This is a genomic window from Nonomuraea coxensis DSM 45129, assembly GCF_019397265.1.
Taxonomy (GTDB): domain Bacteria; phylum Actinomycetota; class Actinomycetes; order Streptosporangiales; family Streptosporangiaceae; genus Nonomuraea; species Nonomuraea coxensis.
Genome location: NZ_CP068985.1, coordinates 2,945,976 through 2,957,153, shown reverse-complemented (window position 1 = coordinate 2,957,153; position 11,178 = coordinate 2,945,976). Strand labels below are relative to the sequence as shown.

Genomic DNA, 11,178 nt, shown 5'->3' with positions numbered 1-11,178 from the left:
CGGCGTGGCCGGTGCGGTCATCGCTTCCTCCAGTCGAGCAGGCTGGGGCCGTCGGCCTCCAGATCGCGCCGGGTCCGGCGGATCAGCTCCGCGCACTCCCCCAGCCCAGGCGCGGACATCAGCAGGTCGTAGGTGTCGGGGAACGTCCACAGCAGGTCTTCCAGCAGGTAGCGCCAGTAGGCGGGCCGCAGTTCGGGGTGGTCGCGCAGGATCCGCTTGTGGTGCCAGGTGTGGTGGAAGAGCCCGGCGTGCGGGGGGCCGTCCCACCGTTCCGCCTCGACGATCCAGAACCTGCCGGTCACGGGGCGCAGGTCGATACCGAGCGCCCGCGCCACCGCCGGGGCGAGGCGCTGCTCGGCGAACGTCTGCCGGACGAGCGGGTCGGTCGCCGACGGCGCGGCGTTGCCCGTCATGAACTCCATCGACGCGGCCGCGTACGCGGCCCGGTGCTCGTCGTCCAGGAACACCGAGATCGCCATGTTCGCGGCGGGAGTGTCGAAGACCCAGCGCGACAGGTCGGCGCCGCCCTGGTTGGGCACCTCGGCAACCGGCGGGTAGACGGCGTTGCCGGTCGACTCCCAGTGGGCGAAGACGAAGCCCCCGCGGTCCAGCCCTTCGATGGGACTGCGCAGGTAGAGATCGGTGTCGATGACGGCGAACGGGGCCCGGCGGAGCGTCGCCAGATGGCTCTTGCCCGCGGCGAAGTAGAACAGCGGGTCGATGTCGAGCTCGTCCAGGGCGTCGAGGGCGGTGTTGACGCGGTCGTAGAGCACGTCCAGGCCCTGCTCGGCGGCGTACTTGGCGCCCAGTGTGTCGGTCACCAGCTCGACGCCGCCGTGGAAGGCCCGCCACGCCCGGATCCCGTGCACGCAGGTGAGGATCTCCTCGACGGGCATCGCGTAGGGCCCGTTCTCCAGCGCCCTGTCGCGGTGCCTGCGCAGCCCCGCCCGGTGGGGGCCCGTCCAGGCGACGTGCGCCGCGGTCAACGCCATCGGTCAGCCCTCCCCGCGCGACCGCTCGACGGCGGCGGCGATGCCCGCGATCGTGGGGTCGTCGTAGTAGAGGTGCAGCGGCAGGTCGGCGCCGAGCCGGGAGCGTACTCGCGCGGCGATCTGCGTGATCGTCAGCGAGTGGCCGCCCAGGTCGAACAGGTCGTCGTGCGGGCCGACCCGGTCCACGCCGAGCACGTCGCACCAGATCTCGTGCACCACGGCCGCGGCGCCGGTGAGCGCGGCGGCGGGCGCGTCCGGCTCGGGCGGCGGCGCGTCCCTGGCCGGTGGCGCGGGGAGCGCGCCACGGTCCATCTTGCCGTTGGGGGTGAGCGGCAGCGCGTCCAGCTCCACGAACTCGGCCGGCACCATGTACGGCGGGAGCGTCCTCGCGCAGTGCTCCCGCAGCCCGGCGGGAAGGCCGGGCGCGCCGGCGGCAGGCACGGCGTAGGCGACGAGCCTGTCGCCGCGCACCGCCACCGCCACGTGCGCGATCGACGGGTGCTCGGCCAGCCTGGCCTCGATCTCTCCTGGCTCGATACGGTGGCCGCGCAGCTTGACCTGGTCGTCGAGGCGTCCGAGGAATTCCAGCACGCCGTCCTCGCGCCAACGCGCGAGGTCCCCGGTGCGGTACATGAGGCCCTTGCCGAAGGGGTCGGCGACGAACCGTTCTGCGGTCAGCTCCGGCCTGCCGCGGTAGCCGTCCGCGACGCCGTCACCGGCGACGCACAGCTCGCCGGGCACGCCGACCGACCGCAGCCGGAGCCGGTCGTCCAGGACGTACACCCGCGTGTTGGCCAGGGGCGTCCCGATGGGCACGCCCGCTCCCGCCTGAGTCACCTCGGCGCTGGTGGACCAGATCGTGGTCTCCGTCGGCCCGTACACGTTGATCAGCCGGCCGGTCCTGGCCAGCAGTTCGGCGGCCAGCGGGGCGGTCAGCCGCTCGCCGCCCGCGAGCGCGGTCACCGCCGGGCGGTCGAACCCGCCGTCGAGCAGCATCCGCCACCCTGAGGGCGTGGCCTGGACGTGGGTGACGCCGTACGTGTCGGCCAGTGCGGCGAGCGCGCGCCCGTCCCTCGTCAGGGCGTCGGGCGCCAGGACGACGCTCCCTCCGGTGATCAGCGGCAGGTACAGCTCCAGGGCGGAGATGTCGAAGGCCAGGGACGTGGCGGCGAGCCAGACGTCGCCGCTCCTTGAGCCGAGGCGGTCGCGCATCGCCCACAGCAGGTTGGCCAGCGCCCGATGCGGGATCTCGACCCCCTTCGGGCGGCCGGTGGAGCCCGAGGTGTACATGACGTAGGCGAGGCTGTCGGGCTCCGGCCACGGCCCCGCGTCTCCCGCGGCGGGCTCCAGGGTGTCGGAGAGGAGGACCGTCGTGGCACTGCCGCAGGGCAGCCGCTCGCGCAGAGCTTCGGAGACCACGACGACCTTGGCGCCGGAGTCGTCCAGGATGAAGGCGAGCCGGTCCGCCGGGTGCTCGGGATCGAGCGGCAGATATGCGCCCCCTGCCCTGAGCACGGCGAGCAGGACGGCCAGGGTACGCCGCGACCGCTCGGCGAGGACGGCCACGAGCGTGCCCGGTCCTACTCCGGCCTCGCGCAGCCGTACGGCCAGCCCCTCCACCTCGGCGGCCAGTTCCGCGTACGTCGTCGCGCCGGGTCCGTGGCGGACCGCCACCGCCTCGGGGGCGTGCCGCGCCTGCCGGACGACCAGCTCGGGCAGCGTGGCCGACGGATAGGCGACGGACGTGTCGATCCAGGCGCCGAGTAGCGGCTCGGTCTCGTCGGCGCCGAGCAGCTCCACCTCCGACAGCCGCGTGTCGGGGTCGGCGGTCACGTCGGCGAGCAGGCGCAGCCAGTGGGCGGCGACCCGCTGCGCGCTCTCGCGGCGCATCGTGGCGGGGTCGTACTGGAGGATGACGCCGCACTTGTCGGGCCCGTCCACGACGTGTACCCGCAGGGCGCCGCGCACGGTGTGGTTGAACAGCGCCCACGTGACGTCGGCGCGCACCCCTTCGAAGGAGGGCGCAGCCCCCCGCCTGCGGTAGCCGAGCGACACGGGGGCGAGCGCCACCCCGGGCCGCACGTCGCGCACCGCGCGTGACAGCGGCACCTCACGGACGCGGAACAGGCCCGGCAGATCGGAGCGCAGCCCGTGGGCGAACCGCTGGTCCTGCAGGAACCTGCGGAAGCTCCACGAGCCGTCGAGCCGGGCGGTCACCGGTAACTCGTTGACGAAGGCGCCAATGTGTTGGCGGGTGTCAGCGGTGCGGGTGCCTAGGTCGACGGCGACGGTCGGCTCCGCGTTGCCGTACCGGTGAAGCAGGGCGTGCAGCGTGGCGAGCAGGATCTCGAACCGGCTCGCGCCGGTGTCCAGGCCCAGGCGGTCGAGCGCCGACGACAGCTCGCCGGTCAGCGTGAACTCCACCGACTCGCCGCTCGCCGCCGTCGCCGCTTCCCCGGTGAGGCCGGGCAGCACCACTTCCGTCCGCTCCCGGTGGCGCGCCGCCCAGAAGTCGCGGGCCTGCGCCAGTGTGGCCGTGACGCGGGTGTCCTCCCTCTCCGCCAGCCCGTCGTACGGGACCTCGGGCAGGTCCGCCGCCCGGCCGGTGACCTCGGCGCGGTAGAGCTCGGCCAGGTCGTCGAGGAAGACCGAGGTGGACTCCCCGTCGAAGACCAGGTGGTGGGCCACGACGAGGAGCAGGGCCCGTTCCGGCCCTTCGACGAGGAGCGTGAGCCGTACCAGTGGGCCGGTGCGCAGGTCGAACGGGCGCAGGAGCTCGGCGCGGACCAGTTCGTCCGGCTCGCGCCCGGCGACCTCCACGACCGCGAGCCGGGGCGGCCGTGCCGACTCGACGAGGTACGGTTCCCCTCTGTCCTCGGCGACGACGGCGGCCAGTAAGGGATGCCTGCGGACCAGCGCCGTGCAGGCGGCATCGAGCGCCGCCACGTCGAGCGGCCCGGTGAAGAGGACCGAGAACGGCATGGAGTAGACGGTTCCGAGGCCGCCGAGGCGTTCGTTGAACCAGATGCCCTGCTGGGCGAGGGAGGCCCGGATGCGCGGATGATCGGTCATCGTGGGAATGGCCATCGCTGAGGTTTCACTTCCGATCACGAGGTGCGGTGTTTCAGGGGGTGCTCACGAGAGGAGCAGGCCCAGGTGGTGGGTGAAGGACTCGGCCGCCCGCGCCGCCGAACGCCCTTCGCAGTGGCCGGACAGGCTGCCGTCGGGCTGCGCGGTCAAGGTGAGCCGGGGGGGCCCGTGCGGAGGCGTGGGCGCGGGGAGCGGCAGCGGCTCGGTCCGCAGTCCGGGCAGGTCAGGCTCGGGCCGCAGTCCTTCGAAGGTGAACCGTCCGGCGTGCGGGGGCACGGGCCGGAACCGATGAGCCTCGGCGTCGGCCGCTTCGACGACCTGCTCAGGAAGGCCGGGGATGTCCACGCCCAAGGGACCGACCAATCCGGCGGCGCCCGGGGTGGTACGCCCCGGCGAGCGGACGAGCACGCACGCGGAGCCATGCTCTTCGGCGAGCGCGGACGCCCACGCCACGAGCGCCAGGCTGCCCGGAGCAGTGCCCCTGGCCCGTGCGGCGCGACGCAGCCTGCCGACCGTCCCGGCGGCGATCACCACGGGAACCCATTCCGCCGGCCCGGTGTCGAAGACCGGGCCCGGCCGGGTGACGGGCGTCGGAGCACCTGACCCGGCGTGGGCGGCGGTGACGAAGCCGGCGTACGTCGTCTCCACCGGCGGCAGGCCGGCCGGCCTGCCGTGGTACGCGGCGCCGTACAGGATGCCGAGCTCCTGGACGAGCAGGTCGAGTGACCAGGCGTCGCACACCAGGGGATACGCGGCGAGCCCGAGCAGGCGCCCGCCGTCCGGCGTCTCGGCGACCACGGCGCGCAGCAGCGGCCCGCGCCTGGCGTCGAAGGCGGCTCGGAGCGCTCCGGTGAGGGCCGCCGTCCCTCCCTCCACCCGTTCCAGGTCAGGGGCGAGACCGTCGGCGATCTCGGCGACGCCCCCGCCGGGGAACGTCATGCGCAAGGCGTCGTGCCGGGCGGCGAGATCGGCCAGCGCGCGGCGGAGCGCGGCCAGGTCGAGGGGATCGTGCACGCGCAGCGCCGACTCGTGCGGCGAAGGGTCGCCGGCCAGGTCGGCGAGTTGCGCCGCCGTCAACGGCACCCGCGTGGAAGCGCCGGTGAACAGGGCGCGCACGGCTGGTTTGAGCACCTTGCCCGCCTCGTTGCGCGCGAAGTCGTCCACCACCGCGATCCTGGTCGGCAGCTCGTGCCTGGCCAGGCGCGTGGTGAGGAAGTCGCGCAGCTCCTCCAGCCGTACGTGCCCCCGAAGCCGTACGGCCGCCGACGGGACCTCGCCCATCACGGGATGGGGAACCCCGACGGCCGCCGCCTCCGCCACGAGCGGGTGCTCGTGCAGAGCGGCCTCGACACGCAGCGTCGAGACCTTGAGCGCGCCCGACTTGATGACGTCGCCCGCGCGGTCGGCGAGATAGAGGTATCCGGCGTCGTCCAGGTGGCCGACGTCCCCCATGCGCACCCAGCCGTCCCTGAACACGGCGGCGCTGCCGCCGGGGTCTGCGAAGTACGAGCGCGGCGGCGCCGGGCAGCGCAGCCAGACCTCGCCCACCTCGCCCGGCGGCAGGACACGCCCGCCGGAGTCGCGGATCACGAGGTCGCCCGGGTCGCTCGCCCTGCCCAGCGACCCCGGCCGCTCGGGGTCCAGGACCATCGTGGTCCCGGCCGGCATCGCCTCGGTGGAGGTGTAGGTGTTGACCAGGACGGCGCCGGGGAAGGCCGCGGCCAGGTCCTGCGCCAGAGCGGGCGGCAGGGCGGCGGCCGAGGAGCCGACGAGCACGACGCTCGACAGGTCCTGGCGTCGCCTGGCGGCCGAGCCGAGCAGCTCGATCGCCATGGACGGCACCAGGAACACGGTCCCCACCCGGTACGCCTCGACGAGCCGGCAGAACTCCGCGGCGTCGAACCGCGGCAGCGCCAGCGCCGCCGGGTACGCGGTGAGGGCGTCCATCAGCATCATCTGGGCCGCGTTCGTGCCGATGGGGAAGGCGTGCAGGAAGTGCCGGGAGTGCGCGTACGCGCGGCGGCGCGGCATCGGGTGGCGCCCGTACGTGAGGTTGGCGTGGCTGGCGGCCACGCCCTTGGGGTCTCCGGTCGTCCCCGACGTGTAGACGATCTGCGCGAGCCGGGAGGGACTGACCTCGATGCCGGGCGGCGTGTCGTCGGCGGACTCGACCTCCTCGATGGTGGCCGCCCATCGGCCCGGCCCGGCCGCACAGCCGGTGTCCTCCTGCAGCACGCCGACGGCGTCGCACCGGTCGAGGATGTCGTCCGTGACGCGTACGGGTTGCGCCGCGGCCAGGGGGACGGCGACTCCGCCCGCCTTCTGAACCCCGCAGTAGGCCACGGCGTAGTCGATCCACCGTGCTCCCCCGAAGCGCAGCCCCACCCGATCGCCGGGCCGCAGCCCCCGGTCCAGCAGGCCGTGCGCCACCGCGTTGGAGCGCGACGCCCATGCGCCGAAGGTCAGCTCGCCCCGGCCGTCCACGACGATGGCCGCTCTGTCCGGCTCGGCCTCGGCGCGGGCCTGTAACAGGCCGGGGATGGTCAGCTCGGCCTCCACACCCTCGCCTCCCTTCTTCCTTCGGTCAACGGATGATGTTGGGCCCTGAGCCGGTCGAGGAGCGGACGATGAGCTCCGGCCGGAACATCAGTTCCTGGTGCCGGTAGGGTCCACCGGCGACCAGTTCCAGGAGCGCGTCGACCGCCGCGGTCGCCATGACCTGCACCGGCTGGCGCATCGTCGTCAGGGGCGGGTCGGTGTAGGCGATGAGCGTGGAGTCGTCGTAGCCGACCACCGACACGTCGCGCGGCACGTCGAGCCCGCGCTCCTTGCAGGCCCTGATCGCACCGATCGCCATGAGGTCGCTCGCGCAGACCAGTCCTGTGCAGCCGCGGTCCAGGAGCTGGGACGCGGCCGCCTGCCCGCCTTCGACGGAGAAGAGCGAGTGGGCGATCAGCGACTCGTCGGCCCCGCCGAGTCCGAGTGTCGCCATGGCCTGCCGGTAGCCCTCGACCTTCCTGACCACGGGCACGAACCTGGCCTGGCCGACGGCCAGCCCGATCCGCACGTGCCCGAGGTCGTGCAGGTGCTGGACGGCGAGCCGGGCCGCTAATCGGTCGTCGGTGGACAGGAATGTCGCCTCGACGTCGGCGGCGTACCCGTTCAGCAGGACGATCGGCACGCTCTGCGCCACCAGCCTGGTGTAGCGGTCGGCACGCGCGGTCGTGTCCGCGTGCAGCCCCGACACGAAGATCATTCCGTTGACGCCGCATTCGAGGAGCAATTCGGTGAACTCGTCCTCGGGGGCGCCGCCGGGCAGCTGCGTGCACAGCACCGGCGTGTAACCGTGCTGGGTGAGCGCCTTCTCGATCGCCTGCCCGAAGGCCGGGAAGATCGGGTTGTCCAGCTCGGGCGTCACCAGGCCCACGAGCCCGCGGCTGCGCTGCTTGATCCGCGCCGGCCGCTCGTACCCCGCGAGGTCGAGCGCGGTCAGCACGGACCGCCGGGTCTGGTCCGACACTCCTGGCCGGCCGTTCAGCACCCGGCTGACCGTCGCCTCGCTCACCCCCGCGAGCGCGGCGATGTCGATGAGCCGGGGCGTCCCGTTCCCGGCCGCGGCTACCACGAGGGCCGCCTCCACCAGGCGGCCGAGTCGGGCGGGAGCGCGCCGTCGATCAGCGGGGCGCTGGCCAGCAGCAGCTCGCCCTCGACGCGTGGCTCCACCTCGTGGTCGTTGAGGTTGACGACGCAGGTGAATCCGTCGCCGCGGGTGAAGGCGAGCGTCCCGAACGGCGCGTCGAGCCAGGTGAGGTCGCCGTCACCGAGCTCGGCGCACTCGCGACGCAGCCGCAGCGCCGTCCGGTACAGCTCCAGGGTCGAGCCGGGGTCGTCCCGCTGGGCCTCGACGCTCAGCCCCGCCCACTCCTCCGGGATGGGCAGCCACGGGTCGTTCCAGCCGGACTCGCGCGTCCAGGGAACGGGCACGCGGCAACCGTCCCGGCCGCTGTCGGGGTCGCGCAGCCGCTGGGGGTCGCGCAGGCACTCCTCCGGCAGGTCGAGCACCTCGGGCAGGCCCAGCTCCTCCCCCTGGTAGACGTAGACGGAGCCAGGGAGCGCCAGCGCGAGCAGGGCCGCGGCGCGGGCCCGGCGCAGCCCCCGCTCGCCGCCGCCGTAGCGGGTGACGTGCCGCTTGACGTCGTGGTTGGACAGCACCCAGGTCGAGGGCGCGCCGACGAGCGCGGCGGTGTGCAGCGATTCGTCGATGACCGCGCGCAGCTGCGCGGCGTCCCAGGGGGTCTTCAGGAAGTGGAAGTTGAACGCCTGGTGCAGCTCGTCCGGGCGGACGTAGTCGGCCAGCCGCTCGGCGGTGGGGGCCCACGCCTCGGCCACGCCGATCCGCTCTCCCGGGTAGGAGTCGAGGACGCGCCGCCAGGCGCGGTGGATGTCGTGCACGCCGTCCTGGTCGAAGAACGGCACGACGGCGGTGCCGATCATCTCGACCTGGCCGGTACGGCCGACGTCCGGCAGCCCCGGCGCCTTGACCATGCCGTGGGCGACGTCGACGCGGAAGCCGTCGACCCCCAGGTCGAGCCAGAAGCGGAGCACGCCCTCGAACTCGGCGTGCACCTCCGGGTGCTCCCAGTTCAGGTCCGGCTGCTCGGGGGCGAACAGGTGAAGGTACCACTGGCCGTCCTCCACCCGGGTCCAGGCGGGACCGCCGAAGACGGACTCCCAGTCGTTGGGCGGCAGCTCGCCGTTCGCCCCCCGGCCGTCCCTGAAGATGTAGCGGTCGCGGTCGGGGCCGCCCCCGAGGGCCCGGGCGAACCAGGGATGCCGGTCGGAGGTGTGGTTCGGCACCACGTCGACGATGACGCGCAGGCCGTGCGCGTGCGCGTCGGCGATCAGCTCGCGGGCGTCGGCGAGCGTGCCGAACAGCGGGTCGACGTCCCGGTAGTCGGCGACGTCGTAGCCGAAGTCGGCCATGGGCGAGGGGTAGAACGGGGTCAGCCAGAGGGCGTCCACGCCCAGGTCCGCCAGGTAGGGCAGCCGGCTGCGCACGCCCGGCAGGTCGCCGACGCCGTCACCGTCGCTGTCGGCGAAGCTGCGTACGTACACCTGGTAGATCACCGCGTCCCGCCACCAGCGGGTGGCGGCGGCCGCCCGCGCGGCGTCCTCGGCCAGTTCGGTCATGTGTCTCCCCGATCGGTCGGATGCGGATGGCTGGAGGGAAGGGTCGCGGCCCGCCTCATGACTTGGTGGCGCCGCTGGTCAGGCCGGCCACCAGATGGCGCTGGACGACCAGGAAGACCGCCGCGGCGGGGACCGCGATGAGCACGGCGGAGGCGGTCAGCAGTCCCCAGTCGGACCAGTGCTGGCCGACGAACTGCTGCAGGCCGACGCCGAGGGTGCGCTTGTCCTCCTGCGACATGAAGACCGTCGCGTACGCCACCTCGCCCCACGCGGTCATGAAGCAGTAGAACGCGGTGACGGCCAGGCTCGGCCGGGCCAGCGGCAGGATCACCCGCCAGAACGTGCCGAACGGCGTCAGGCCATCGATCAGCCCGGCCTGGTCGATCTCCCGCGGGATGGAGTCGAAGTAGCTCTTCATCATCCAGGCGCAGAACGGCACCGCGATCGTCATGTACGCGACGATCAGCCCCGGAATCTGGTTGAGCAGCCCGAGCGCCGCCATCAGGTTGTACAGCGGGACGATGAGGATGGCGACGGGGAACATCTGGGTGATCAGCAGCAGCCACATGATCCCGCGCCGCCCCGGGAAGGAGAACCGGCTGAGCGCGTACCCGGTGGTCGAGGCGAGGAAGACGCCGAGCACGGTGGTCAGGCCCGCGGCCACCACCGAGTTGAGCAGCCAGACGGGGAACTCGGTCTCGCTGAACACCCGGGAGTAGTTCGTCAGCGACGGCTGGTTGAACAGCTCCAGCTCGGCCGACAGCCACCCGTCGCGCGGCTTCAGCGACGTCAGCACCAGCCAGACGACCGGGAACAGCGAGATGACGCTGGCCGCGATCAGGGTGGCGTGCAACAGCACGGACGCGAGAGGGCCGCGCCTGTCGCCTTGGCCGGCGACCGGGCGGGTGTTCACGGTGCTCACCAGACCTCCCCTTGCTTGCGCAGCGCGCGCCGGTAGACGCTGGCCAGCACGATGAGCAGAGCCAGGATGATCACGCCCCACGCGGCCGAGCCGGAGTAGTTGCGGACCCCCGTGAACGCCTCCCTGAAGGCGTAGGTGACGAGGATCTCCGTGTCACTGCCAGGGCCTCCTCTCGTGATGAGGAAGATCACGGGGAACATGTTGAACGTCCAGATCGTGCCGAGCAGGACGACCGTCGCCGACACCGGCCGCAGCATCGGCAGCGTGATGTGCCGGAAGCGCTGCCAGGGGGTCGCGCCGTCGACCGCCGCGGCTTCGTAGAGATCGGCCGGGATCGCCTGCAGGCCGCCCAGCAGGGCCACCATCATGAACGGCACGCCGACCCACACGTTGACCGCGATGACGGCCAGCTTGGCGGTGGTCGGGTCGTCCAGCCAGCCGACCGCGCCGAGGCCGGCGGCCTTCAGCATCGCGTTGATGACGCCGAAGTCGCTGTTGAACAGGTAGCGCCAGATGAAGGCGGCCACGAAGCCGGGGATCGCCCACGGCAGGATCAGCAACATGCGGTAGACCGAGCGGAAGCGCATCCGGCGGTGCAGCAGCATGGCCAGGCCGAGGCCCAGGCCGTAGTGCAGGCCGACGCAGGACACCGTCCAGATCACCGTCCAGGTGAGCTTGTCCCAGAACAGGCTGCTGGTCAGGATGTCGAGGTAGTTGTCCAGTCCGACGAACTCGTAGCTGGCCGGGATGACGTTGACGCCGATCGTCCGGCCGACGTTGGCCTCGGTGGCGTCGGTCAGGGACAGGTAGACGCCGCGCAGGAGTGGCCAGCCGATCAGTACGCCGATGACGACCAGCACCGGCGCGACCATGGCCCAGGCGTACCAGTGCCGCCCCAGGGCCCGCCGCAGCGGGCCCGGGGCGCGGCCGCCCCGGCGCCGGCCGTGATGGGCGCCGGCGCTGGGCGTGCTTCTCACACGTCCG

General features: G+C 72.9%; 7 protein-coding genes. All 7 read right to left on the bottom strand.

Annotation, left to right across the window (positions count from 1 at the left end):
- Positions 1-17 precede the first annotated feature (17 nt).
- The 7 genes from Nocox_RS13720 to Nocox_RS13690 are packed head-to-tail and all read right to left on the bottom strand — an operon-like array spanning position 18 to position 11,171.
- Positions 18-992 (bottom strand): hypothetical protein, encoded by a 975-nt coding sequence (locus Nocox_RS13720; RefSeq protein WP_020544415.1) that lies wholly within the window; start codon positions 990-992, stop codon positions 18-20.
- Between the two features lie 3 nt (positions 993-995).
- The gene (locus tag Nocox_RS13715; protein ID WP_020544416.1) at positions 996-4,079 is read right to left on the bottom strand and encodes a non-ribosomal peptide synthetase; all 3,084 of its coding nucleotides are present in this window, start codon (positions 4,077-4,079) and stop codon (positions 996-998) included.
- A 48-nt stretch (positions 4,080-4,127) separates the two neighbouring features.
- On the bottom strand, positions 4,128-6,641 hold the full coding sequence (locus tag Nocox_RS13710) for an AMP-binding protein (RefSeq protein ID WP_020544417.1): 2,514 nt from the start codon (positions 6,639-6,641) through the stop codon (positions 4,128-4,130).
- Positions 6,642-6,666: 25 nt separating this feature from the next.
- Positions 6,667-7,707, bottom strand: a complete 1,041-nt coding sequence (locus tag Nocox_RS13705; RefSeq protein ID WP_026214586.1) for a LacI family DNA-binding transcriptional regulator — start codon at positions 7,705-7,707, stop codon at positions 6,667-6,669.
- A complete protein-coding gene (locus Nocox_RS13700; RefSeq protein ID WP_020544419.1) occupies positions 7,701-9,272 on the bottom strand; it encodes a glycoside hydrolase family 13 protein in 1,572 nt (523 codons plus the stop codon). Before Nocox_RS13700 ends, Nocox_RS13705 begins: the two co-directional genes overlap by 7 nt.
- A gap of 55 nt (positions 9,273-9,327) precedes the next feature.
- A complete protein-coding gene (locus tag Nocox_RS13695) occupies positions 9,328-10,194 on the bottom strand; it encodes a sugar ABC transporter permease (protein WP_020544420.1) in 867 nt (288 codons plus the stop codon).
- A complete protein-coding gene (locus Nocox_RS13690) occupies positions 10,191-11,171 on the bottom strand; it encodes a carbohydrate ABC transporter permease (protein ID WP_246649785.1) in 981 nt (326 codons plus the stop codon). Before Nocox_RS13690 ends, Nocox_RS13695 begins: the two co-directional genes overlap by 4 nt.
- Positions 11,172-11,178: the final 7 nt, after the last annotated feature.

Coding starts and splice junctions, on each gene's coding strand:
- Nocox_RS13720 (WP_020544415.1), bottom strand. CDS start 992: ATGGCGTTGACCGCGGCGCACGTCGCCTGGACGGGCCCCCACCGGGCG.
- Nocox_RS13715 (WP_020544416.1), bottom strand. CDS start 4,079: ATGGCCATTCCCACGATGACCGATCATCCGCGCATCCGGGCCTCCCTC.
- Nocox_RS13700 (WP_020544419.1), bottom strand. CDS start 9,272: ATGACCGAACTGGCCGAGGACGCCGCGCGGGCGGCCGCCGCCACCCGC.